Annotated in this window: 19 protein-coding genes and 1 pseudogene; 6 read left to right on the top strand and 14 right to left on the bottom strand. The window is 56.2% G+C overall.

The features are described 5' to 3' along the window. Positions 1-114: 114 nt before the first annotated feature. The 7 genes from eutC to GGD46_RS32295 form a co-directional block, all read right to left on the bottom strand. Complete coding sequence (gene eutC / locus GGD46_RS32325) at positions 115-1,104, bottom strand: ectoine utilization protein EutC (RefSeq protein WP_004128888.1); 990 nt, start codon at positions 1,102-1,104, stop codon at positions 115-117. After that, positions 1,101-2,090 carry a hydroxyectoine utilization dehydratase EutB gene (gene eutB, locus GGD46_RS32320; RefSeq protein WP_004128886.1) on the bottom strand — a complete coding sequence of 330 codons (990 nt, stop codon included), beginning with the start codon at positions 2,088-2,090 and terminating at the stop codon, positions 1,101-1,103. The genes eutC and eutB overlap by 4 nt, the downstream gene beginning before the upstream one ends. A 29-nt stretch (positions 2,091-2,119) precedes the next feature. Further along, positions 2,120-3,304 carry a M20 family metallopeptidase gene (locus GGD46_RS32315; protein ID WP_004128884.1) on the bottom strand — a complete coding sequence of 395 codons (1,185 nt, stop codon included), beginning with the start codon at positions 3,302-3,304 and terminating at the stop codon, positions 2,120-2,122. 141 nt (positions 3,305-3,445) lie between these two features. After that, positions 3,446-3,913, bottom strand: coding sequence for an Lrp/AsnC family transcriptional regulator (locus GGD46_RS32310; protein ID WP_004128880.1), 468 nt, complete (start codon positions 3,911-3,913; stop codon positions 3,446-3,448). A gap of 181 nt (positions 3,914-4,094) precedes the next feature. Next, positions 4,095-5,273, bottom strand: a complete 1,179-nt coding sequence (locus tag GGD46_RS32305) for a M24 family metallopeptidase (protein ID WP_004128877.1) — start codon at positions 5,271-5,273, stop codon at positions 4,095-4,097. A 172-nt stretch (positions 5,274-5,445) separates the two neighbouring features. Then, positions 5,446-5,922: a carboxymuconolactone decarboxylase family protein gene (locus GGD46_RS32300; protein WP_240535548.1), complete on the bottom strand. Its 477-nt coding sequence runs from the start codon at positions 5,920-5,922 to the stop codon at positions 5,446-5,448. 72 nt (positions 5,923-5,994) lie between these two features. After that, a complete protein-coding gene (locus GGD46_RS32295) occupies positions 5,995-7,320 on the bottom strand; it encodes an aspartate aminotransferase family protein (RefSeq protein ID WP_004128870.1) in 1,326 nt (441 codons plus the stop codon). A 234-nt stretch (positions 7,321-7,554) separates the two neighbouring features. On the opposite strand from GGD46_RS32295, the gene GGD46_RS32290 reads away from it, so the two are divergent. After that, positions 7,555-8,439 carry a MurR/RpiR family transcriptional regulator gene (locus GGD46_RS32290; protein ID WP_004128868.1) on the top strand — a complete coding sequence of 295 codons (885 nt, stop codon included), beginning with the start codon at positions 7,555-7,557 and terminating at the stop codon, positions 8,437-8,439. A gap of 381 nt (positions 8,440-8,820) precedes the next feature. Here the strand turns inward: GGD46_RS32290 and GGD46_RS32285 are convergent, their stop codons facing one another. From GGD46_RS32285 to GGD46_RS32275, 3 genes are all read right to left on the bottom strand, one after another. Beyond that, complete coding sequence (locus GGD46_RS32285; protein ID WP_004128865.1) at positions 8,821-10,593, bottom strand: ABC transporter permease subunit; 1,773 nt, start codon at positions 10,591-10,593, stop codon at positions 8,821-8,823. An 18-nt stretch (positions 10,594-10,611) separates the two neighbouring features. After that, positions 10,612-11,706, bottom strand: a complete 1,095-nt coding sequence (locus GGD46_RS32280; protein WP_004128856.1) for an ABC transporter ATP-binding protein — start codon at positions 11,704-11,706, stop codon at positions 10,612-10,614. Between the two features lie 137 nt (positions 11,707-11,843). Further along, positions 11,844-12,947 carry an ABC transporter substrate-binding protein gene (locus tag GGD46_RS32275; protein ID WP_004128854.1) on the bottom strand — a complete coding sequence of 368 codons (1,104 nt, stop codon included), beginning with the start codon at positions 12,945-12,947 and terminating at the stop codon, positions 11,844-11,846. 547 nt (positions 12,948-13,494) lie between these two features. On the opposite strand from GGD46_RS32275, the gene GGD46_RS32270 reads away from it, so the two are divergent. Both GGD46_RS32270 and GGD46_RS32265 read left to right on the top strand, forming a co-directional pair. After that, positions 13,495-14,685, top strand: coding sequence for a M24 family metallopeptidase (locus GGD46_RS32270; RefSeq protein ID WP_004128852.1), 1,191 nt, complete (start codon positions 13,495-13,497; stop codon positions 14,683-14,685). A gap of 251 nt (positions 14,686-14,936) precedes the next feature. Beyond that, the gene (locus tag GGD46_RS32265; RefSeq protein ID WP_004128850.1) at positions 14,937-16,718 is read left to right on the top strand and encodes a CocE/NonD family hydrolase; all 1,782 of its coding nucleotides are present in this window, start codon (positions 14,937-14,939) and stop codon (positions 16,716-16,718) included. 273 nt (positions 16,719-16,991) lie between these two features. Here GGD46_RS32265 and GGD46_RS32260 read toward each other — a convergent pair whose 3' ends face one another. Together GGD46_RS32260 and GGD46_RS32255 are read right to left on the bottom strand one after the other, a co-directional pair. Next, positions 16,992-17,486, bottom strand: coding sequence for a hypothetical protein (locus GGD46_RS32260; protein WP_015342013.1), 495 nt, complete (start codon positions 17,484-17,486; stop codon positions 16,992-16,994). Between the two features lie 165 nt (positions 17,487-17,651). Then, positions 17,652-18,698 (bottom strand): C45 family autoproteolytic acyltransferase/hydolase, encoded by a 1,047-nt coding sequence (locus tag GGD46_RS32255; RefSeq protein ID WP_004128849.1) that lies wholly within the window; start codon positions 18,696-18,698, stop codon positions 17,652-17,654. 613 nt (positions 18,699-19,311) lie between these two features. On the opposite strand from GGD46_RS32255, the gene GGD46_RS32250 reads away from it, so the two are divergent. Next, positions 19,312-20,595 (top strand): acetyl-CoA carboxylase biotin carboxylase subunit family protein, encoded by a 1,284-nt coding sequence (locus tag GGD46_RS32250; protein WP_004128847.1) that lies wholly within the window; start codon positions 19,312-19,314, stop codon positions 20,593-20,595. Between the two features lie 78 nt (positions 20,596-20,673). After that, the gene (gene proB / locus GGD46_RS32245; RefSeq protein WP_004128845.1) at positions 20,674-21,519 is read left to right on the top strand and encodes a glutamate 5-kinase; all 846 of its coding nucleotides are present in this window, start codon (positions 20,674-20,676) and stop codon (positions 21,517-21,519) included. 72 nt (positions 21,520-21,591) lie between these two features. On the opposite strand, the gene GGD46_RS32240 is transcribed toward proB, so the two are convergent. Further along, a complete protein-coding gene (locus GGD46_RS32240; RefSeq protein ID WP_154660804.1) occupies positions 21,592-21,768 on the bottom strand; it encodes a hypothetical protein in 177 nt (58 codons plus the stop codon). Between the two features lie 215 nt (positions 21,769-21,983). On the opposite strand from GGD46_RS32240, the gene GGD46_RS32235 reads away from it, so the two are divergent. Beyond that, a complete protein-coding gene (locus GGD46_RS32235; RefSeq protein WP_004128843.1) occupies positions 21,984-23,126 on the top strand; it encodes a KamA family radical SAM protein in 1,143 nt (380 codons plus the stop codon). A gap of 187 nt (positions 23,127-23,313) precedes the next feature. On the opposite strand, the pseudogene GGD46_RS32230 reads toward GGD46_RS32235, so the two are convergent. After that, positions 23,314-23,763: pseudogene (locus tag GGD46_RS32230) on the bottom strand (transposase); the annotation flags it as partial. Between the last annotated feature and the right edge of the window lie 96 nt (positions 23,764-23,859).

Here is a 23,859-nt window from a genome sequence, read left to right as displayed (position 1 = left end):
TTCCTCGATTTCGGACGGGTTTGGTCAATGCGAGTATCGTAAGACGTGTGAACTTGCTCGACTGCGCCTCACGCCCAGGCGGCCACCGACTTCAGTGCCGGCCCAGGCACGTCATCAGTCTATTGTTGTTCCGGCTTTGACGGCCAGCGCTCTTGCGAAAGCAAGATTTGCAATGGCAGTGTCTTGAATACCCGTCCCGGTCAGATCGGCGATCGTGATCTGGCGATCGTCGGTGCGTCCAGCCACAGCACCGGCAACAATCTGGCCGAGTTCTCGAAGGGCACGATCTTCCGCGACAGCCCCCGCCTCAATCGCGTGATGCAACTCACCGAGGCGTCGCGTCTGAGCGAGGCTGTCAGCCACGTAGAGATCGGCGCGCGCAATAGCCTCGGCCTCTACTTCGTTCTTGTGTTCGGCATCGGAGCCCATCGCCGTGATGTGCTGTCCTTGTTCGAGCCATCGAGCTTCCAGGATCGGCTGATCAGCCGGCGTTGTGGTGATGATCACATGCGCACCGGCAACGGCTGCTTCCCGGCTATCGGAAGCGATGACGCTGATGCCCAATTGGTCAGACAGTTCTCGGGCCGTCTTGTTGGCTTTGGCAGCGTCACGCGCCCAAATCCGCGCCTCACGAATTTGTCGGACCAGCATGAGCGCCTGCAACTGTAGGCGCGCCTGCATACCAGCGCCAAAGACAGCAGCCACCGACGCGTCTTTGCGAGCGAGGTGCATTGCAGCCACGGCACCTGCTGCGGCCGTCCGAACATCGGTGAGATAACCATTATCCAGCAACAATGCTTGAACCAAACCGGTCTTGCTTGACAGCAAAACCATAAGGCCGTTTGTACTGGGCAAGCCAATTTCGGGATTGCCGAAAAAGCCGGGGCTGATCTTGATGGCGAAGCCATCGAGACCAGGTACGTAGGCCGTCTTGACGTCAACCTCACCGCGATGCTCCAAAATATCGAGGCGAAGAATTGGCGGCATCACCACTTTTTTTGTTGCAAGCGTGCGAAATGCCTCTTCCACGCAACGCACAGCCTCCAGATCAAGAGTCACCAGATCTCTCAGTTGCCGTTCAGTCAAAATGGTCATCGATCTCATGACGTGGTCCTCGCAATAATATCTGCTGTCTCATCGCTCACGACGCGACGATGTAAATTCATATCGATGTTGCGGCCCGACAGCACAGTCACGACGGGTCCATGAAGGTTGCGCACTTTGTTCGCCAGGAGCGCCGCGATGCCAATCGCCCCTGCGCCTTCGACGATCTCGCGCTCCTGGAGGTATGCATGTCGGATGCCAGCCGCTATTTCGGCTTCGCTCAACAAAATGACATCGTCCAAGAGGTCGCGGCACATGGGAAAAGTCCATTGATTGGCGAGGCCAATCCCGCCGCCGAGCGAATCCGCCAGACTTTCAAACTCATCGACCTGCACCGGGCGACCTGCATCAAGGCTTGCCTTCATCGCAGCGCCGCGATCCATCGTGAGCCCAATGATACGCACATCCGGCCGCTGGCTTTTCACGGCTGCCGCCACCCCAGAAGCCAAACCGCCCCCCGAGAGCTGGATGAGCACAGTCGCCACGTCCGGCAACGCTTCGACGATTTCTAGCCCTAGCGTTCCTTGACCGGCAATGATTGCCGGGTGATCGAACGGCGGGACGAGGCACCGTCCCTCGCCCGCCAACCTCTCGGCCTCTTCCTGAGCGTTATCCTGGGATTTTCCGACGATACGGACCTCGGCACCTAACCGGCGAATTTCCGAGACCTTGTTTTCGGGGACCAGGTTCGACATGCAGATCGTGGCCGTCACACCACACGTGTTGGCTGCGAACGACAGAGCACGACCGTGATTGCCCGTCGACGCGGCCACAACGCCGCGTGCCCGCTCGTCCGCGGACAGTTGAAGAATGGCATTGAAGGCGCCGCGCAGCTTGAAACTGCCTGTCGTCTGATGGTGCTCCAGCTTTAGATATACGGGCACAGCGCAACAGTTCGACAGAGACGGAGAATGCGCGAGCGGCGTAGTGAGTATGTGATCTTTGATGCGCCGTTTTGCGCCTTCAATGTCGTCGAGGTCAATCATCAAGGTCCTCCCTCCGCACCAGCCGCGCGTTACGCGCTTTGAAAGAGTTCCCAGCAGTAGCGGATCGCCAGCTCGGTTGTCGGGACGAGAGTCTGGTCGGACACCCCGAACGTCGGCGTATGGACGCCGGATTCGTTTCCCGGCTCCTTGCTGCCGAACCAGAAATAGATTGACGGGATGCAGCCGGAGTAAAAACCAAAGTCATCGCTGCCGGAGCTTGCCGAACCCTCGATATATTTGTCCTCGCCATCGGACTGCACGACGATCTGCTTGAATCGCTCGACCATTGAGTTGTCGTTGACCACAGGAGGCTCGCCCGCGTGTGAGCTAAATTCGGCCCGGCCTCGATGGATCGCAGCAACGCCCTCGGCAATTTCGCGCACCCGTTGAACCAGCAACTTTCTCCTCTCGGGACTGCTCGTCCGGATCGTTCCGGTCATTGTGACCGAAGGGCAGATTATGTTCGTCGCTTCCCCGCCGTGGATCGTGCCGATCGTAACGACAGCGCCATCGTCAACCGGCATTTCGCGCGACACCACCTTCTGAACTTCGTTGATGAAGGCGCCTGCTATCGCGATCGCGTCCACGCCCAAGTGAGGCTTGGCGCCGTGTGCCATCGTCCCGATAAATTCGAGCGAGAACTGATCCGCTGACTTTGTTACGGCGCCCGCACGGGCGCCATAGGAGCCGGCTGGAATGTCAGTGCGGACATGAAATCCCACTGCGGCGTCGAACCCGTCTAGCAAGTTTTCTTCAACGACAGTCCGGCCGCCAAGTGGTTCTGCTTCTTCAGCGGGTTGAAAGAACACTCGCAGCCTGCCTGAGAAATTTTCGCGCATGCGATGGAAAGCGAGCGCCGTTCCCAAGGCGATTGAGCCATGCATGTCATGACCGCACGCATGCATGACGCCTGGCACTTGCGACCGATACGGCAGGTCGTCGCGGGCTTCCTGAATGGGAAGCGCGTCGATGTCTCCGCGCATCGCGATCGAACGATTTGCGCCTGGGGCCAAGCCCTGGATATCGACATAGACACCGGTCTTGTGAAACGTCTTTGCTTCGGTCAGGCCGAAGGCGGCCAAGGTCTCGATAATCCGCTTCTGGGTCTTCCACTCGTTGTTGGAAAGTTCGGGCTCGCGATGCATGGCGTGCCGCATCTCGACGACTGCGTTACGCTCGACCTCGGAGAGGAAGTTGTTGGTAGGCATGTTCATGGTGGTCTCCTGGTCTAGTCGTCATGGTGTCTGTTGTTGCACCTAGCAGCGGAGCTGCGCGGCCCGTCGATTCGAATGCACATCACGCAGGGTCCCTGCATAAATGGAGGTGACACTGGATCCGTCGCTGCGACATCATCACTACACCTCGAGCGGGATAGCGAAGCTGGCCTTGAGACGGTCCATCACAACCATGGTCTTGAAGCCTTTGATATCTGCGTTTTCATAGAAAAACCGGCGCGTGAAGTGCTCGTAGTCCTGCATATCTTTCGCGGTAATCACGAGCATGAAGTCGGCATCTCCCGTTACGTAGAAACCCATCATCACCTCACGCGTATTTCGTATCGCAGCCTTGAATCGATCGACGATGTCGGCCCTTTCCCGTTCAAGGGACACCATGACGATCATGGTGATGTGTCGTCCGACTGCTTTGGGCGAGACGATGGAAACGTCTCCCTCGATGACGCCCTCGTTGCGCAACCTTCTCAAACGCCGTTGGCACGCCGTCGGCGAGAGGTGGACCATCCCCGCGAGTTCTTCAGAGGTCAGCCGGTTGTTTTTCTGAACGGCTTGGAGAAGCGCAATGTCGGCGCGATCGAGTTCAACCATCACCTACCTCCCCGAAAGAAGAACCTGGGGAGCCCGCGCGGAGGCCTGCAGCGCCGATGCGACCTGGCATAGGCCGGTTGCTTCGACGTTCCCGGCGCAGATACTCGTCCGAACTGGTTAGGCCATTTCGGAAACGAAGCAGACATGCTGGAACCAGACGAGTATGCACCGGATACAGTCTCTATTTGACGAAGAGCTTGCGCGGCGTCTTCGTCAGGGGCTCGTAACCCGTTTCGGAGACCGCAAAGCTCTGTGTGATCGTGATCCCGACATTGTCGAGCCACAGGCCAGGCATCATGTGGAACACCATACCCGGCTTGAGTACGGTTTCGTCGCCCTTGCGAATGCTTGCCGTTCGTTCGCCTGAGGCCGGAGGGAACCCAATGCCGGTCGGATAACCAATGCGAGACTCTTTCTCGATCCCGTGGCGGGCAAGCGCCTTGCGGAAGTCGGCATCGACCTGCGAGCAGGTGCGACCGGGCCGAACTGCTTCCAGCCCGGCATTCAAGGCCTCAACAGCGATTTCCGACAGGTTCAGGAAAGCGGATGAAGGCTGGCCGACGACGATCGTGCGCGCCAGGTTGACCTGGTAGCGATGCCGGCAACCGTTCAGTTCCAGGTTGACAACGGTGGACTCCGGCAGGGGGTCGTCCGTCCAGGCGGCATGCGGCGCGATTGAGCGTTCGCCAATGCACAAATCGGGGGGGCAACAAGGATAGTCGCCACCGAACTCGGGCGTGCCCGAAATCTGCTGGTGATAGATCGCAGCAGCAATATCGCACTCACGGACCCCGGCTTGCACCATATCGATGACGCGCGTCATGGCGGCATCCGCAAGCTGGCCAGCTTGATGCATAATGGCCACCTCGGCTGGGCTCTTTACGAGCCGGATCCATCCAACAAGAAGATCGGCGTCGACGAACTCTGCATTCGGCAAGGCTCGCGTGAGATCTGCGTGGCCGCGGGCCGGATAGTAATATCCCCCCATCTCGACGCCGATACGCGCCTTTTCCCCTCCGAGCTCCTTCACGATATCGGCCATGAAAGTATAGGCCGACAGCGTTGCCGATTGAACATAGGTGTCGGGATAGGCTCGGATATTGTCCTCGGCCAGATAGGTGGTCATGGAAGCCGAAACACGGTCCATGAAACGGCCGATCCAAATCGGTTCTGCGTGGTCTTGCGCCACAATCACCATTTGCGGTGTGTAGAAGGAATACGCATTATAGCCGGTAAGGTAGTTCTGGTTCGGCGGTTCTGAGAGGAGGAGGATGTCAATCTCTCTCTTCGCCATTTCCTTTTTAACGGCTGCTAGACGGGTCTGGAATTCTCCCAGTGCGAAGTGCAATTCTTTTATCATTCTTGATCTCCCATTCGGCCGCGGCTGCCGCGCCAATATTTCCCCGTCTGTCAGGGGGCAAAGCGGGCCGTCGTTATCCCTGTATTGATCGGCTCCTGATCGGCTCCACGCTTGAACCTGCAGCCTAAGGGCACGGCTGGATCGGAAGGCCGAACTCTCGTTTTTTGCTCCATCAGATTGGGTGTTCAGCCATCTCGTCGACAACGTCTTGGTCGATCGGCGTGTCGAAAGTCATCAATATGAAACCGAGCACCGAATAGAAGCCGACGGTCGCCATAAGGTCGAACACGGCTTGCCGACCTATGCTCGCAGCAATAGCTTGCTCGAGATGCGAAGGCAGACGTGCGCCGTCAAATAGCGCGTCGACAGCACCGGCAAGTACGCCCTCTTCGCCATCGGGAGTTCCAGCCATACTCCGGATTCGCGCATCGGAAATACCAAGAGCGCGAGCGCGGCTTACATGGTGGGACCACTCATAGGCGGAGCCCATACGATGTGCCGCGCGCAAAATCACGAGCTCGGACCGGACCGGACCTAACGCACTATCTTTTACGATATGCTGCCGCAGCGGAGCCCACGCTCTCAGCAGCGCGGGATGATGAGCCATGGTGCGATAGACGTTCAGCGCGCCGGCAAAGCCCGTTTTCATGTCCGCGATTTCCGCGGGCCAGTTTTCATCAGCGATAGGCGGACAGGACGATGTTGTCATTTCGCGAGAACCTCAGTCTACTACTGCGGCGCGGATGGCGTCGGAAAGCCGTTCGACAATCAAATCGATTTCTTCAGGCTGAATGATGTAGGGTGGTGCTAGCAGCACGTGGTCGCCCTGCGCGCCGTCGATCGTACCGCCCATTGGGTAGCACATAAGGCCTCTGCGCATGGCTTCCTTCTTGATGCGGGAATGCATCTTGCGGGCCGGATCGAAAGGTTGCTTGGTGTCTTTGTCGGCCACGATCTCGACGCCGCGGAAAAGACCACGACCGCGGATGTCGCCGACATAGGGTGATTGTCCAAGTGCCTCATCGAGCCCGGCCTGGAGGCGCTTGCCCATCCGGATGACGTTTGCCATCATGTCCGCGCGCGTGATTATTTCAACCACCTTACTGGCTGCCGCTGCTGCGATCGGATGTCCGATATAGGTATGTCCATGCTGAAACAGACCCGACCCGTCGGCGAACGCACGGTAGATCTTTTCGGAGAGCAATACCGCTCCGATCGGCTGAAAGCCGCCGCCCAGTCCCTTCGCAATCGTGACCAGATCCGCGACAATGCCCTCCTGCTCCATAGCGAAGATTGTGCCGGTACGCCCCATTCCGCACATGACCTCGTCGAGGATCAGCAAGATGCCATACTTGTCGCACACCTGCCGAACCCGCTTGAAATAGTCCGAAACCGGGCCAACGGCACCCAGCGTCGCACCGACCACCGGCTCGGCGACGAAGGCCATGACCTTGTCCGCGCCAAGTTCAAGAACCTTGTCTTCCAGTTCCGCAGCAAGACGCTCGGCATAAGCCTCCGGCGTTTCGCCCACCTGCAGGTCGCGGTAGGCATAGCAAGGAGAAACATGATGCGTTTCAGGCAAGATCGGCTTGAACTGGGCACGGCGCCAGGCATTGCCGCCTGTTGCCAAGGCACCGATCGTATTGCCGTGATAGCTTTGCCGACGTGCGATGATGTGGCGCCGCTGCGGCTGCCCGACTTCGACAAAATACTGGCGCGCCATTTTGAGAGCGGCCTCGACAGCTTCCGAACCGCCAGACACCAGATAGACATAATCGAGGCCTTCGGGCGCAAGTTCAACCAATTGCTCGGCAAGCCGCTCGGCGACGTCGGTCGTGAAGAACGACGTATGGGCGTAGCTGATCCGACCCATCTGTAGCTTCATTGCGTCAAGAACTTCTGGATGATTGTGCCCGAGGCAACTGACGGCGGCGCCCCCCGACCCATCCAGGTAGCTCCTGCCCTCGCTATCCACGACGTAGATGCCCTCCCCCGCGACCGCGGTTGGCAGAGTTGTTCCGATCGTTCGATGGAGAATTTTTGTCATGGTCATCTCGGGGTGCTTATCCGTCCGGCTTTCGAACGTTTCCATCCATTGATTTGCAGGTTTTGGCGAAATATGCAACAACTGTTTTATAAATCACGTTTTGATGCATTTGTTTTCCCGCTCTCAAGTCAGAATTTTTGGAGCGGTTGTGATGTGAGATAGCCGACGGCTGTTTGACTTTTTAGTTCCCGAGAGAGATGGTCCAGGTGAATTATGACATCGTATGTGAGGCAAATGTTGCAAAAAGGCCCATTACACGCTCGGATCATCGAGCGATTCGACGACATGTCCGAGCAGTTGCAGCAAGCGGCTCGACACATATTGGAACATCCGCAGGAGGTGGCGCTCGTTTCGATGCGCGAACTCGCGCGGAATGCCGGTGTTCAGCCATCGACAATGACGAGGCTGGCGAAGTTTCTTGAATTCTCCGGGTATGAAGATTTCCGAGAGCAACACGCCGACGTCATCAGGGTGAGCGCCGACGGATTTGCGGCCAGGGCTTTACAAAGAGAAGAAGGGGCGGCGAATGGTGAGGGCTTGGCTTATAGGATGCTCCAAGGTCTCTCCGCGCAGATCGATCGGCTCCGCGACCCTGATACGATTTCGCGTTTGGATACAATGGCGGAGCACCTGGCAAAAGCGAGGCGGATTTTCGTGCTCGGCTTGCGTTCGTGCCACTCGGTCGCGTGGCATTTCCACTACGTCATGACATTGCTCGGCGAAAAGACTGTCCACTTGGATGGTCCGGCTGGAACAAGCGGCGACCCCCTCATCCGCGCAACTCATGAGGACGTGCTTTTGGCGATTTCCATCAACCCCTATTCGCTTCAGACGCTTGAGCTTGCCGAGGCCGCCCGTGAGAAGGGACTGTCCATCCTGGCGATCACCGACAGCGAAGTGTCTCCCCTGGTGACGATCGCAGAGCACGTTGTCTTCTTTCCGACTGAAAGCCAAACATTCTTTCACACGCTGGCGCCAGCGCTGGCCGTCTCTGAAGTTCTATGTGGTCTACTGGCGAGCCGAGATCGTGCGGCGGCCTTGAAAGAGTTGAAGCTAGCCGATCGCCATCTTTCTGCAATGAACACGTATGCGACGTCCATTCCGCGACGAAAGATTTAGCGACGTTTACGAGGCCGGCTACTCGCGCCAACGGCGCCTCCTGACCTTGCAACCGGAATTGAAGTTATTCGCACATCAGTCGATGTCCGATGAGTGGACCTGATGGTTGCCGCGGAATTGTCCCGCAAAGAACGGACTGACAGCAAATAGGGAACGCGCCGTCACCCGAGGGATGACCGTCTAATGCGTCAATGAAACCAGAGCTTGCCTAGAAAGTCCGTCGTGACCGGCTTCGGCTTTGAGCACAAGCGATTGATGAGCTCCATTGCGCAGTAAATGCGCCGGGCAGTCTTCGAGCCAGGAGCCCGCCCCAGAGTTCGCTCTGGGACAGGCAGTCAGTTTCACGGCTGCGAGTTACGGAGCCGGCATGAGTATGATGACTCAGGTCGCGGCGACCGGAGCACTCTTCAACGCCCCTCTTCCGCGCCAAAGCGTGAAATAAAGCGCAACCAGCCAGACGATTGGCAACATTGTCAGCAAAGCGCCAACGGCAGCGATCGTCGGGTCAAGTTGCTGCTTCAGGTTTTCCAGCATTTTCAATGGCAATGTCGGGATCGCATAGCCACTGACAAACGACGTGATGATGACCTCGTCGAAGGAAGCCAAGAACGCGAAGAGCGCGCCGCCGATGATACCAGAGCGGATTAACGGGAGAGTAACCCGCATGAACGTCTGGGTCGGCCCGGCGCGCATGCTCATTGCCGCCTGTTCCAGCCTCCTGTCGAATCCTGCGAGTGTCGCAAGGACGATGACAACGACATAGCCGATGGCTCCGATCGTCTGGCCCAGGATGATCCCGGTGTTCGTTCCAACCAATCCTAGTTTGGCCAGCCCGGTATAGACAGCAACACCAACAACAATGATTGGGAAGGTAATCGGCGTCAGGATCACCATGGTTAGACCCGAGCGCAAGCGCGACGAGCACCGGCTGAGGCCAAACGCTGCCAATGTGCCGACTATGGTCGATACCACGCTGACAATTACGCCGAATTGGAAGCTGTTCCACAATGCGCCGATCCACGAGGGGTCGTTGAAGAACGAATAGTACCATCTGAGCGAAACAGCCTTAGGTGGGAACTCGAGGAACTCCCCTGCATTTAACGAGACGATGATCACGATGAAACCGGGCGCCAATAGATAGATGACAACGACGGCAAGGAATGCTGCCCCCGCAATCTTGGACCACGGGGTTTCCCGCTGCGCTTGATGGAGCTTTGCTGCCCAGCGTCGCGCCCGATACGGGACGAGAAACTCGTTGAGATAGCGGGATGCCTTGTCGAATGAAGGCAGTTTACGTCGTCGGGCGTTCTGCTCGCTTGAAGCAGGCTGTCCATGCGCGCCGGCGAGATTGACGCCCGCTACGGAAAGAACCGCGAGCGCCATCGCCAACAATATAAAGGCTGCCGCGGCGGTCGCCGCAATGTTCAACGATGTTGTAAGCTGCGAATTGATGAGGGTTGAAAGCATGGTGTCGCCCAAGCCGCCCAATGCTTGTGGCGTGATGTAAAAGCCCAGGCAAACAACAAAAACCAATATGCAGCCGCTTCGAACGCCCGGGATACTAAGAGGTACGAAGACCCGGAGAAAGGCGGTGAACGGCTTTGCGCCCATGCTGCGAGCGGCTGCCATCAAGGAAGTATCAATGCTCATCATCACGCTGACAATCGGCAAAATCATCATGGGCAACATGATATGCACCATGCCAACATAAACAGCGAAACGATTATAGATGAGAGACAAAGGGCTATCGATTATGCCCGAATTGAGCAACACGCGGTTGATCAATCCACTATCACCCAAGACGACAGTCCATGCGTAGGTCCGAACCAGAGCACTCGTCAGCCAAGGTAGGAAGACAAGCACCAGGAGGATTGGTCTTGCACGGCCGGCGATCGTAATCAAATAAGCCGTCGGGTAGCCGATGATCAAACAAAGTGCCGTGGCTATGAAGCTGATCTTGAAGGTCTGAATCAGGATCAGGACAAATGAGCGCTGTTCGAAAAAAGCGATATAATTCGCAAAAGACAGATTTGGCGCATTGAGGCTGGTCGCGAAAAGAAGGAGCATGGGTATGCCGAAAATCGCAAACAGCACAGCGAACGCTGGCAAAGTTAGCAACATCGGCGTGGACCGGATTCTCTGAAGTGTTGTCATGGATGCTGTCCTTCCGCTTTACGCAGCGACAAACCGGATGTCGGATCGAAGCCAATCAAGGCGAACCTCTTCGCCCGGACGGAAGACTTGCTGGCCCGATGCCACATGTTCGCGCGCGATCAGCGTCGCATTCCCAACCCGCACCCGGTACTTCCTCAAGGGTCCAGCATAGATCATATCGTCCACGATCCCCGAGACGGACTGTCTGTGGTCCGCATCTGCGCGCCTTGCTGCTGAAGGCACACTGACGCAAATGCGCTCCGGCCGAAGCATCGATACCATACCGGAAGAAGGAACAACGTCCGATTCAATCTTGAAATCAACGCTTTCGAGGATATTTGCTTCACCCAGGAAGTTGGCGACAAAGCGCGTTTTGGGGCGATCGTACAAGGCCTCCGGTGTATCGATCTGCTCGATTTGACCGGCGCGCATGACAACGATGCGGTCCGAAAGCGTGAGTGCTTCTTCTTGATCGTGGGTGACGCAGATGGTCGTTTTCCCAAACTCCTTGTGCAGCTCTTTGATTTCCACTTGCATCTGCTCGCGCAGATTTCGATCGAGCGCGCCCAGCGGTTCGTCCAGCAGCAAAATCGGTGGATCTGCAATCAAGGCGCGCGCGACGGCCACGCGTTGTTGCTGGCCCCCACTCAATTGTGATGGCATGCGCTCGCCAAACTCACCCAGGCGAACACGCTCAAGCATTCTTTTGACCCGCGACGCTCTGTCAGAGGCCTTGATGCCGCGCATTTCGAGCGGGAACTCCAAGTTGTGATGCACCGTAAGGTGCGGGAAAAGTGCATAGCTCTGGAAGACAATGCCTTGGTCGCGGCGGTAAGACGGGACTTCGGACACGGACTTGCCGGAAATGAGGATGTCTCCTCCGGTAGGGGTCGTGAAGCCGGCGAGCAGCATCAATGCTGTCGTTTTGCCAGAACCGCTCGGTCCAAGAATCGTAAGGAACTCGCCGCGCGAAACAGAAAGGGAGATATCCTTAACCGCAGCAACGGCCCCATAGATCTTGGAAACATTGCGAAATTCGATTTGAGCGGTATCCGGAAGCTTCTGCAACACTTCGTCCTCGGCAGGAAGATGATTTTTCAGATTCAAGTTCATTACGATACTCCAGCAGGACTGATGAGCAACTTTGGCATGCAGTCCCGTAAGGCAGGTAGTGGGAAGAGGTGGCGCTAACCTTTGACGGCCCGCGCCGACTGGACGAGCGCCACCGATAGATCGTTGGGGACAGAGGATTACTGAAGAATCCACTCATTCCAACGCTGCACAAGCCGCTCCTTGTTCGACTTTCCGTCCGATCCAACCTCGGCATACCATTTGGCGTTCATAGCGAAGCTGATCGCCTCGTAGTCGGGATGCGACGCAAGTTTTCGGGCGACATCGTCAGGAATCAATTTGAAGGCGTTCTTGTTCGTTGGGCCCTGCGCGATAAGCTTTGCAAACTCGGCCTGTCGGTCCGGGCGGCTTGTCAGCGCAATAAATTTTTGAGCATTTTCGGCATTCGGACTGCCCTTCGGGATGCACCAATAGTCCGTTGTCAGTTTCGCCTGGTTGCGGTTGATCTCGATTGGCCCACCTTCATCAATAAGGGTAAGTGCGCGCGCGTCATAGGACTGCACGATGTCGGCGATGTTGTCTCGCATGATCTGAAGAATTTCCGACCCGCTCGTCCACCATTTGCGAATGTGCGGCTTGATCTTGTCCAAGCTTGCAAACACGCGGTCGATATCCATCGGGTAGAGCTTGTCCATCGGAACGCCATCCGCGAGCAATGCTTCTTCCCAAGGCCCACTTCCGTATTCGCCGGTATTGATGGAGCGAACGCCAGGGAACTTCTTGACGTCCCAGAATTCCGCCCAGGTGGTCGGCCGGGGCTTTCCTGCCGGGAACTTCTTCGTGTTCCAGACCATATTCACCGAGTATACGTACGAAGCAAAGCCGTTCGGTTGCCTCCAGTTTTCTGCGATTGCTTCCAGGTCTTCCTTCTTCCAGATGGAATAATCGATCTTTTCGAGGTAGCCCTTGGCAGTAAGCGGATCGACATTGGTTTGACCAAGGTTGACGACGTCGGCCGAAACGTTTTTGGTATCGACCATCATCGCAATCTGTGTCGATGAGAAGTCCGCATTGACGCGCGTCACCTTGACTCCGGTCTCGGCCTCAAAGGACTCGACGTAAGCCTTCATCACCGCATCGCCCCAGTTGCCGCCGCTCATGTTGACTTTGAGCTCGCCGGTGGAGGCGGCCGTTGCACGGCCGGCCGCGGAAGCCAACGCGCCTACCGCAATTGCGGTCGAAGTAGCCTGCATGAACCGCCGGCGATTTATCAGAATGCTCATTTCGTTCTCCCTCTGTTAATTCCTTGCTCATGGCGCACGGGGATCTCACTTCATCAGTGTACGGCGAACACGACGCCGGCGATGTCAGACCAAAGCACGCGGTTCCTGCGTTTCCACTCGGTCCCGCATTCACCAAGACGGTGGCGCATAAACGATTGCAGTGTTCAGGCAGCAGCCTCCTCGACCGCTACCATCAATGTCCTAACGCAACACGATAAGGAATGCAACAAATGTTTTATAACGCTCAATATGCATCAAGCGTATTATTGATATCTGAGCCTTTGGTCGCCTCAGTTTACCATCTGCCGAACACTGCTGCCGACGCCAGCCCTACGGGAGCGCCTGCAGGCTCTGGACTTCCGGGACGTGGTTTTTAACCGTACCTGATTCAAATGGATCATTGACACAATAGCGACTCATATGTTTCATTCGGTTCCAAAGAGGCCGATTCATCCGCGTAAGCGCGGTCGCTGATCGGCATCATTTCACTCTGCGAACCGCCGGTCGAAGACACCAGGTAAGCTTTCAGGAAAAGAGAAGAGGTCAGATGGCATACTTGGGCAATAATGTGCGTGAGTATCGGTACAAGCTACTAAATGAACTGATGGATCGCGAGAACCTGGATGCTGTCGCTTTCGCAAGCACAGAGTTCTTTCAGTTCGCGACCAACTTCCAGACGGATGTCACCACCTGGGAGCGGCCAATTCTCTGTGTCGTCCCGAGGAACGGCGCGCCGTTTGTTGTCCTCAATGAGCTTTCGACAAACAATTGGCGATATGCGCACGAAGACGGGCGTCTTTGGGTATCCGACACAAGCTTTTATGCGGAGCATCCAGTCCTCTCCAATCGAATGCATCTTGTGCATGAATGGCCGGAGATGGTTGCCGAAAAACTACGAAGTGCAGGTCTCGGGAGAGCTCGCATCGGGACCGATGTTGGTGGCGGTCCATTGCAGAAGGCGTTCGCGCTGCTACCTGAGGCCCGTCCTCTAATGAAGACGCAAGAGTTTCGAGCGCTTCGTTGGGTCAAGCATCCCGAAGAGATCGCACTCATGCGCGAGATAGCGAGCTTGACCGACTGGTTACAGGATCGCTACCGGGAGAGTATCCGTCCGGGTCGGCTCCTGATGGAATTGGATATGATGATGGGAGCCGAGTTAGCGCAGGAGGCCGCACGACGCTTTCCAGCGCAGGATGTTGCCTTGCTCGACCTGTGGTCGATCTCGGGTCCACCGTCGGCAGCTCCACACGGGGACGGCAAGCGATCCGGTGCGATCCTCGAAAAAGGACACGTGATGATCAACTTGATTATCCCCCGCATTAATGGAGTGGTCGTGGAGAATGAGCGGACCTGGTTCTGTGGCAAGCCGGATACCCGGCAGGAACGCTTCTTCGAGGTCGCGCTCGCTGCAAATGAAGCTGGAATTGAAGCCGCTGTGGCGGGTCGACCGGTGTCGGGAATTGATGCAGCAGCGCAGGCAATCATCGAAAAAGCGGGTTTTGGAAACTACATCATGCACCGGACAGGACACGGCATGGGCTTGTTGTGCCACGAGTACCCCGGAGACATGGCATTCAATCACCGTGCCTTGCTCGAAAACGAAGTTTATTCGGTCGAGCCCGGATTGTATGTTTATGGACTCGGCGGCTTCCGACAAGACGATACGGTCGTCATCGGGGAAAAGCCTGAAGTGCTGACACGGGCGTCTAAGGATCTAAGAAGCCAGACTGTTCTGTGACACTTCGTCCCGACAGAATCTAGTCGCGATCGCGATTTTGCCGCTTTGCCCTTTGGTCATCGCTCCGGTGGAGCGGTGGCACGCCCAGAGCCGCGAACGGCCTACCATAAAGCTGCTAGTGGGATCGCTTGGCTAACACGGTCGCGCCCCGCAATCCGCACCCTCCAGGCCGGCGCCCCTGCACTGGTAAGACAAATGCCGCAAAACACTACGTACTGAAACATATGTCGCACACTCACAGGAGCGTTTGCATGACCGATTCTCGCTTTCAGGCCCAGGCCGAGCCGAACGAAAATCCAGTATACCGCCTTGATCTCAGTGCCAAAGCTGCAGGCAGAGAGAAACTCGGCCCATTGGAATCGACGTATGTGTATGCGCACGAAGGTGTCAGGCTCGCTTTGGACGTGGTTCGTCCGATGGGCGATAGCGCGGATCATAAGCGCAACACCATCTTGGTTATGACCTGTTATGGGCGCGGAAAGAAGGGCGAGCCGTCCAATCAATATGCGGATTTGTTCGTTCCAGAAGGCTATGCGGTGGTGGTTGGAGATGTTCGCGGTACCGGCGCCTCGTTCGGCGTTTGGCCAGGTCACCGCTCGCGCGAAGAAATCCTCGACTTTAGTTACGTGTTAGACTGGATCGCTGCACAGCCTTGGTCGACGGGCAATGTGCTTGCGTACGGCGTGTCCTACACCGCCAACTCTGCAGACCTTATTGCTTCGAGAAATCATCCCGCCCTGAAAGGCATCGTGCCGCGCTATGTCGACTACGATATCTTTTTCGAAACCTATCCAGGAGGTGTTCCGAACCTTACCCTCGACAGGTGGAGTCAACTGGTTGAATCGTTGAACAGAGACGAAAATAGCGAGATCAATGCTGATCGCGCCTCAACTCTCCGTGCGGGAATTCGTCCGGTGGGAAGCCAAGCGGAGTTGACGGCCGCGCTGCAAGAACACGGCCGCGCGCCGTCATTCCAGCCGGTCGAGCAAACCACGTCCTTTGACGATTGGCTCAGCAAACGTTCTGGGTTCGATTTCTCTCCACAGGCGTCGGCTGACCTTATCTCGCAATCGGGGGTTCCGATTCAAAATTGGGGCAGTTGGTTCGATTCTGGGTCGCCCCTCGGGTCTATCCGGCGATTTCTACTCCAGTCGAACCCCATGAACATCATTCTTGGTCCGTGGAACCATGGCGGCCGCAAACCATATGACCCACTGCGTGCTGATGTTCAGGACTGCGCTCCGATCATGGCGGCGCAACACGCAAATGATATTCGATTCATTGATGCTTGTTTCACGGGCGAGGCTGCTCTGCAGGCCGATAAAGTCATTCACTACTACACGTGCGGCGAGGGATCCTGGAAGTCAACGCGCTCATGGCCAGTCCCGGCCGTCCGACAACGATGGCATATGGCAAGTGGCTCGCGCCTGAGCTCATCGCCGAGTGACACGGGCTACGACACTCTGCAGGTTGACCGTGAACTGGGGGACGTCCTCTCAAACAGATGGGACACCAATGGTGGCATTGGAACATGGGAAATCGATTATGGAGATCGGCGACAGTTCGATGCGGCTCGACTGGCCTATACGAGCGAACCGCTGCAGAATGATTTGGAGATCACCGGGCATCCAGTTGTGGATCTGAACATAACCTCAACCCGTGAAGACGGTATTTTCTTCGTCTATTTGGAAGCAGTTAAACCTGATGGGACCTCCTGCTACCTTACAGAAGGCCAGTTGCGTGCGCGTCATCGGAAAGTATGGACTGCCTCGCCTTTCGGCGCGCTCGGACCACAACAAAGCTATTTGGAAAGCGACGCCGAGCCGCTCACACCAGGAGAACCGACCAGATTGGCGTTTACACTGTTACCGATTTCGGCGCTCATACCAGCGGACTATAGCTTGAGGGTGTGTCTAGCGGGAAGCGAGAGCACGAGTTTCGCCAATGTACCCGCTGACGGAGAACCGCCGCAGCTCAAGTTGCATCGCGGTCCTCACGGTTGCTACATCGATTTACCCGTTGTTGAACGGTGAGGGCAGTCTTCATCTCCCATAAAGAGAGCGGCGTCGTTAATTCGGCGTCGCCTCCAGCAAAGTGATAGTTTCCGACCCGACTTGGGATAGTCTCATCTTCGCTCGAAGCGCCGCGGAGAGCTTTAGAATTCACTCTCGTGCGGGTGGAGCGCCGTCGGGCGAACTACCTACAAAAGTCCGCGCCGATACAGAATGCGGACCCAAACCGACCGGCCGTCAATGTAGATCATGCTGAGCGTCTGGCATACATCGACGCGTTTCGAGCCGTGCATTTCAGTTAGCAAGGAAAGAAGGCGCGAGAGCCTGCGCGTATAGGCCTGCGAGATCGCACATCTCGAGGGTATAATGTTCGGCAGCATCCAAGAGGTTGATCCAACCAATGACCTCGTTCCGCCAAACGACTGCGGTATTCAATACACCCACGAGGCCCATTTTGATCAATGTTTCGTGGTCGGCAAAGTAGCGCTTCATGTCTTCGCAATCTTTGCCCAGAAAGTGCCGACCAGCGCCGACACGCCTACTCCACTCGTCATCGGCGAGGGGCTTCGTTCCTCCGAGGGGACTGTAATTGAGGTCGGTCGAGTAGATCCGCCGCATAACGCCTGCGGCTCTATCAACCTTGAGGAGGGTAAAGAGCTTGTGGCCAAATTCCTCCTGGAAAGCGTTGTCTGCCAATGCCATTAAGGCTTCGGAATCCGACAGGCGGCCGGCGCGCTCGTGAAATACGACGAGCCGTTGATACTGATCGTCTCTGAGATGATAGCCCATATCTTTCCTTGCAACTTCGCAATGGGGTTTGTGGGATTTTTCACCTGGCCGGGCCTTGAACAGACCGGCTGCAGTTTTTTTGACGTGGCTGATCGCTGCCCAGACGCACCCGTGGGTTCGGTCCCCGGACGACGACGTCGCACCGCTCGGCGACTTGAGGCCGCATTAGACGACGCGCATTGTTCCGCTTAGTGCAGCTCGCTCGTCACGAGCCGCATGTATCCGCCACTCGATGCGGTCTGGAAAAAGCTCGAAAACACTCGTCGCGAGGGTCCGGGAGTCTTTCCAATCCTTGAAGATTAGAGTGGTCTCGTCAAACAGCACCGCTTCTGCTCCACCCGCCAACGCGCCTTCGCCGATCATTCGATCCGCCGCTGCTTGTCGGTCACGGGAGGAAGCGCCGATGGTCTGCTTCACCCCACTGAACTCGCTGGAGAGCAGATGGTTGGCATGCGCTCGCGGTTCAGCAACCTCTACCACGACGCAGCCTGAGGCCGGCGCTTCGACAGAGAGTACCTTGCGGGTCTTCGCATCGCCAAGAGTGTGATGGAATCCACACGAGCGGTCATTGCGCTTCAAAATGCCGACCGCTTCGTCCAAACTTTTAGCATCAAGAATGGCGCGGCAAAGAACCTGTCGGGGCACGCCAGGTTTTTGGTCGTTCGGGGTGATCGCGTTGATCGTCTGGACCAGGCCGGTCTCGTTCAGGCGGAAGGTACCGCCCGGCAGCATGCCCGCGGTCATAAAGCTGCTCCACGCCGGCCCCACATCGGGCTCAATCTCCACCCAGAAATTGGCACCCAGCGATTCGGGCTCGCCGTCCTCATTGTGGGCGATAACCGCCGGCCCATTGCATTCAGCTGGTATTAGGACAGTCGTGCAGCCCATTCCGGCAACAGCTTTTGCCGCGGAGGCGGCGTCTGGAATCTGCAGATCAGTCTGGCAATTCAATAGGAAGATGGTCTCGAAATCCTTGCCGGCACCTTCTGCGATACCCTCGATTTCGCGCACGTAGCGGGGATATGCCGCGCGGGCTGCAGCTTCCAAATTCTTCAAATATTCCGATCCGCGCCATCGAGCATCTAGAGCGCGAAATTGCTCCGTGCCAAGCCGATACTCGAGGAAGCTTGTGGCATTGGCCTTCCCGAGCGCACAACCAATCGAGAAGGCGTCGCCCTTGGCGTGCACACTGGTTATGAGGTTTTTTGTCATTGAGTTCTCTGCTTTCCGCTTACTGTCGGTATGTTTCGGAGAGACTGCTGGCGCTGCCGTCAGAAGTGGGAGAGCGTTTGGTTTTCAGGTCGTGGCTCCCCTTCCGCTGCCAGGCCGCTCAGCCAAATTCATTGCGGCGCGTCGAGGCTAAGTATCCTGCATAAATCATTTGATACAAATTAATGCTTTATGAGTCAATTGCTTCATTCTCCGACTGAAAAGCTGTGTCGGCCCCCGGCTCTACGGCGCTCTTGCTAGATCGCTGATGCAATACCCCGGCCAGCCAAGGCAACGAGAGGATCCCTGAAGCAATTACGATCACTCAAGGGTGCAAAGGTCTGAGCGGTCGTTATTGTGACGGTAGTACACGAGTATTCTTCGGACCGCGTGATTACCGATATCGCCAGTAGGCTGGGTGATGCTCCATTCCACCGTGCGCCGATCAAAACATCGCACACCTAGATCCGTCAAACAAAAAATTTACAAGATCTTTACGTCCGCAATTCGCTGAGGATGGTACGTTCACTGCAGATCTGTGGCCGGGCGTAGCTAGCAAGGTTGATGCGGATACGCTCGGACCGCCGCAAATCCCGCAACGGAGGGTCAGCAGTCAATGGCAAGAAGAGCGCTCATCCTGCTTGAAGGCAACGGACATGGTACTGGTGAGCAATATGTCCAAGCTGCCAAGAGTTTTGGCCTTCATCCAATTACCCTATCGACCGATCCAGCTCAGTACCCCTATCTCGCAGCGGGAGGTGTTGAAGCAATCCAAGTCGATACAGACAATCTCCATGCGCTGATCAACGAATGCTCTCGGCTGGGTAAGACCTACGAAATTGTTGGCATTACAAGCGCCGAGGAGAAGGTCTACGCGACCGCCGGAAAGCTCTGCCAGCAATTCGATTTACCGGGACCAAACCCCGCTTCGGTCGAACAATGTTGCGACAAATTCATTCAACGTCGCCTGCTCGCTGATGGAGGCGTTCCGATACCTGCTTATCGCCTGGCCACTAACGCGGCGGAGGTTGAAAGCTGTGCCGCGGAAATCGGCCTGCCAGTGGTGGTCAAGCCTGCGATCGGGGGTATCGGCGGCATCGGTGTTCGACTGTGCCGAAACGTCGCCGAGTTGGCCGAACATACGGCCCATCTTTTAGGTGGGAAGCATACATGGCGGTCTTCACCGAAGATCCTGGTCGAAGAATTCGCACAGGGCCCGTTCTATGAAGCCGACACGATGGGAAATGAGGTCATTGGGATTAGCGCCGCCGATTTCGATCATCCACCACATTTTCTCTTTCGTGAGAGCATCTTTCCGGCCCTGCTGACTAACGACGAGCACGAGCGAATCTCCGACGTGGCGCTGCGCTGTTTGGGAGCTCTGGGACTTGGGTGGGGGCCAACCAACATTGAATTGCGGTGGACGACGCGTGGCCCAGTTGTAATAGAAGTCAATCCGCGTATTGCGGGCGGAACCTATCCTCGGCGGGCTCATCTTGCTTATGGTGTCGATCTCGTAACCGAGCACATTAAGCTTGCCACCGGCGTGGAATGTGACTTACGCACCACGTATCTCCAGACTGCAGCCGTGCGATTCCTACTCCCTGATCGCGATGGCACCCTCAGTTGGATCGACGGCGACAGTCGGGCGGCTGCCGTGTCGGGCGTTGTAGAGGTCAAATTTTATGTTAAGCCTAAGACGCAGATAGTCAGGAAAGGTGACTACCGGGACCGCATAGGACATGTGATCGCCGCTTCATCCAGCTTTGCACAGACCAAGGCCATACTTCAGCATGCGGTCGGTCTAATCGATTGGTCGATCACGCCATTCTCTACCTCTGGCGAAGAAGAACACGCCGTGCCGTTAAACTCCTCCAGCAGCCTCAAAGGCTCTAGGTAAAGGGCAATTCGCAATGAATATTGAGTTGCCCAGTGTAGATTGCAGAGACGTGCGTTCCTTTTAGCGAGGCAACACTTGATGACCACGGCGCAATTAATTTCCGCTCACCGAATAATCGTGAAGATTGGCTCCGCACTAATTGCCGACGGAGAAACCGGAGACATTCGCGGTTCTTGGCTTGAAACGATGATAGAAGATGTGGTCCGATTTTTCTCACGTGGGCAGCAGGTGATCATCGTGACCTCCGGTGCTGTCGCGGTTGGGTCACGTCACTTCAATGAGTTTGACGTTCCTCTGAGAAGTGAAGAGCGACAAGCGGCTGCAGCCATCGGTCAAGTTCGACTCATGCTTGCCTTCGAACAGAGCTTAAAACGGTTTGGATTTGGACTCGGACAAATACTATTGATGGGCGAAGATCTACGCAACCCGCATCGCCGACTCAATGTTCTGTCAACTGTTCGACAAATCCTCAAAGTTGGCGCCGTTCCCGTTATCAATGAGAACGACACAACCGCAACTGCCGACACCCGTTTTGGCGACAATGATCGTTTGGCGGCCCAGCTCGCAGAGTTGGTGCAGGCTGACATAATTATTTTGCTTTCCAACATAGATGGCCTCTTCACGGAAGATCCACACGACAACCCGTCGGCCCGTTTGATCACAGAGGTGCGACGCATTACCCCCCAAATAGAGGCCATGGCCGGTCATTCCGTCTCTCGTCATAGTTCGGGTGGCATGCTGACGAAGTTGATGGCAGCAAGGATCGCCATGGATGCCGGGTGTTACATGATCATCGCGAAGGGAAACAAATCTTACCCGCTGTCGGCCATCGAGAACGGTGGCCCATCAACCTGGTTTATCCCGTTTGCAAGGGATAGGAGCGACCGCCACACTTGTGGCGACAACCTACCGCAGGCTCAATAATCGTCCTGCATTGCTGATTATTGGTAGCGCTCTTTTCAGTGCACGTTGTAAATCGTTTTGAAGAGCGGCGGCTTATGCTGGCTGGCTTTTGAAGTTGAAGGGCAGCAGATCCTCGATATTGGCATCGTCGGGGCGCCGCAGCAGCGGTGTCCAGCCAAGCCCCAGCCACGCGCGCCAAAAAATCAGCACGCCGCAAGACAAGCGCATGACAGCGGCGGCAACCACATCAGATGGTGCTTCGAAAAACAACGGCTCAATCATTCCTTACATTGGTCGTGTCAACTTGGGTCCATTTCTGTTCTGGCCCTGACACACTGAAGACCCTTGTATTCTGTGGACGCCTGCGTAACCTGACTTTGCGTCACTTTGACAGCAATCAGATCGTCGACGGCACATTGATTGCAGGTGCATAACGAAGAACCGTACGACAATTGCCTCTCGCCTTTTTTTATTAAGGGCTCTAGATGAAGACCACTCGAACTATCCAAGGTAAGACGACAAAATTAAAAGTGGCTCCGCTCATCAGTTCGGACCCGCTGTTGTCGTCCAAGATCATAAATTTCATTGAGGGGGCACGCGCAGTCACCCCCGCCGAGGTGGAAGCAAACAGCATCACGCGTTATCGTGTTACAAAATTCTATCGTGAACAGATCATCAACAGTGGTCATTATGATCAGCTTAAATTCATCGTCGAGCCCTCATTCGAAGAGTTCGACGGTCCCGGCACTCTGGATACCAGCGGAGAGCACGAAAACACGGTCGCGCCCGGGTTTCAGCACAAGTACGCGCAAACAGGATTGTTGCTTGCAACGGACCGCTGCGCTTCATACTGCCGTTATTGCTTCCGCAAACGCATTGTCGGCAAGGACTCAGATGAAATCGCAGCTGACCTTGGGCAGATTGCGCGATACATTGGAGGTCATCCTGAGATGACGAACGTCCTGATATCAGGAGGTGACCCGTTCGTGCTCAACACCGCCAGCCTCCATGAAATTCTTGATCATCTGCTGCCATTCCCACATCTGAATTCCATTCGTTTTGGCACAAAAATGCTCGCCTACGCGCCCCAAAGGTTTGAGGATCCTGCTCTAGTGGCCTTGTTCGAACGGATCCATGTAGCTGGAAAATCCGCAGTGATCGTTACGCATTTTGACCATATCGGCGAAATTTCGGCCGATGCGGAGCGAAGCATTCGGTCATTGCGGGCGCGTGGTACGCAGTTCCTAAACCAGTGCGTGCTTCTCGCGAAAGTCAACGATGACCCCGACATTTTGGCCGCGACCTTCGCCAAGTGTCACCATATGGGTGTCCGCCCATATTACCTATTTCAAGGCAGGCCGGTGAAAGGTGCATCGCATTTTCAGGTTCCACTGCGCCGCGGCCTGGAGATTTCGCATGGCATCAACCAACGCCTGAGCGGCATTCAAAAGACATTTAAATACATCATGTCGCATTACACTGGTAAGATCGAGATTCTCGACTTTGGAACTGATGGCCGCGTCTATATGCGATATCACCAAAACAAGGCTTCAGAAAAGATCGGAAAGATCTTTTCCCGGCCGAACCTCGAAGGCGCCTGCTGGTTGGACGATTTGCCCGAAGGATGAGATCTGAGGGCGCCAATGCAAACTACCAAATCATTCCCTGTGGAAGTACCGTGGACGGCGATGATGAACTCTCCCGCCGTGCGGCAGAACCAGTTTTTACGTTGAGATCTTCAGGAAGCATGCGCCGCTGGAGCAGAGACGCCAGGAGCATGACGGTGAGCAGGCATAAAAGGTCTCTGAATCACCTGAGCAGGCGCAAGAAGTTGTAGCCAACGGCAGCCAGAACGGCATCGACGGCATCTCCTTTTGTCCGGCGAGATAATTGCGATCCATCCGATGCTCGTTCTTGATGTGGCCGATGACGGGCTCGACGGCTGGCTCTCGTCGCATCTGTCGTTTGATGGCCGGCGTCACGCGGCGCTGTTGTGGCTTGTGAAGACCCGCAGCTTGTGACTCTCAGGTGAATTGTGGCCGCGATATCCGGCATCGGCCAGGTGCGGACAACTCGTTGCCGATCGTCTCCTCCATGTCGGGGATGATGGTCTCGAGGGTGCGCCCATAATAGGGGTTCCTGGCAGTGCCATGGCATGGAGGGCGAACTGGCCGCCTTTGGAGAGCGGTTCAGTATCGAGGCCACCGAGACTTGACGCCAAACTCGTAGGGCTTGTGCGCCTTGCCTTCGGATGCATTCGACTTCGTCGTAAGCGCTCATTTCCATGCGCGTTGACGCGGCCCGTTTGACCGGGGTCGCCGTCAGACGGCTGCCATTGGATCATGCAGCGGCGGTTTCAGC

This window comes from Martinezella lusitana (assembly GCF_014207095.1).
GTDB classification, from domain to species: domain Bacteria; phylum Pseudomonadota; class Alphaproteobacteria; order Rhizobiales; family Rhizobiaceae; genus Rhizobium; species Rhizobium lusitanum_B.
Note: the sequence above shows the minus strand (reverse complement) of the source record. Positions and strands in the feature narration are given on the sequence as shown.

What these genes read in the sequence shown, in the direction of transcription:
- GGD46_RS32295 (WP_004128870.1), bottom strand. Translation starts at nt 7,320, where the DNA reads ATGACAAAAATTCTCCATCGAACGATCGGAACAACTCTGCCAACCGCG.
- GGD46_RS32235 (WP_004128843.1), top strand. Translation starts at nt 21,984, where the DNA reads ATGAAGACCACTCGAACTATCCAAGGTAAGACGACAAAATTAAAAGTG.
- proB (WP_004128845.1), top strand. Translation starts at nt 20,674, where the DNA reads ATGACCACGGCGCAATTAATTTCCGCTCACCGAATAATCGTGAAGATT.
- GGD46_RS32300 (WP_240535548.1), bottom strand. Translation starts at nt 5,922, where the DNA reads ATGAAAACGGGCTTTGCCGGCGCGCTGAACGTCTATCGCACCATGGCT.
- GGD46_RS32285 (WP_004128865.1), bottom strand. Translation starts at nt 10,593, where the DNA reads ATGACAACACTTCAGAGAATCCGGTCCACGCCGATGTTGCTAACTTTG.
- GGD46_RS32305 (WP_004128877.1), bottom strand. Translation starts at nt 5,273, where the DNA reads ATGATAAAAGAATTGCACTTCGCACTGGGAGAATTCCAGACCCGTCTA.
- GGD46_RS32260 (WP_015342013.1), bottom strand. Translation starts at nt 17,486, where the DNA reads ATGGGCTATCATCTCAGAGACGATCAGTATCAACGGCTCGTCGTATTT.
- eutB (WP_004128886.1), bottom strand. Translation starts at nt 2,090, where the DNA reads ATGATTGACCTCGACGACATTGAAGGCGCAAAACGGCGCATCAAAGAT.
- GGD46_RS32275 (WP_004128854.1), bottom strand. Translation starts at nt 12,947, where the DNA reads ATGAGCATTCTGATAAATCGCCGGCGGTTCATGCAGGCTACTTCGACC.
- GGD46_RS32310 (WP_004128880.1), bottom strand. Translation starts at nt 3,913, where the DNA reads ATGGTTGAACTCGATCGCGCCGACATTGCGCTTCTCCAAGCCGTTCAG.
- GGD46_RS32265 (WP_004128850.1), top strand. Translation starts at nt 14,937, where the DNA reads ATGACCGATTCTCGCTTTCAGGCCCAGGCCGAGCCGAACGAAAATCCA.
- GGD46_RS32280 (WP_004128856.1), bottom strand. Translation starts at nt 11,706, where the DNA reads ATGAACTTGAATCTGAAAAATCATCTTCCTGCCGAGGACGAAGTGTTG.
- GGD46_RS32255 (WP_004128849.1), bottom strand. Translation starts at nt 18,698, where the DNA reads ATGACAAAAAACCTCATAACCAGTGTGCACGCCAAGGGCGACGCCTTC.
- GGD46_RS32250 (WP_004128847.1), top strand. Translation starts at nt 19,312, where the DNA reads ATGGCAAGAAGAGCGCTCATCCTGCTTGAAGGCAACGGACATGGTACT.
- GGD46_RS32270 (WP_004128852.1), top strand. Translation starts at nt 13,495, where the DNA reads ATGGCATACTTGGGCAATAATGTGCGTGAGTATCGGTACAAGCTACTA.
- GGD46_RS32290 (WP_004128868.1), top strand. Translation starts at nt 7,555, where the DNA reads ATGTTGCAAAAAGGCCCATTACACGCTCGGATCATCGAGCGATTCGAC.
- GGD46_RS32315 (WP_004128884.1), bottom strand. Translation starts at nt 3,304, where the DNA reads ATGAACATGCCTACCAACAACTTCCTCTCCGAGGTCGAGCGTAACGCA.
- eutC (WP_004128888.1), bottom strand. Translation starts at nt 1,104, where the DNA reads ATGAGATCGATGACCATTTTGACTGAACGGCAACTGAGAGATCTGGTG.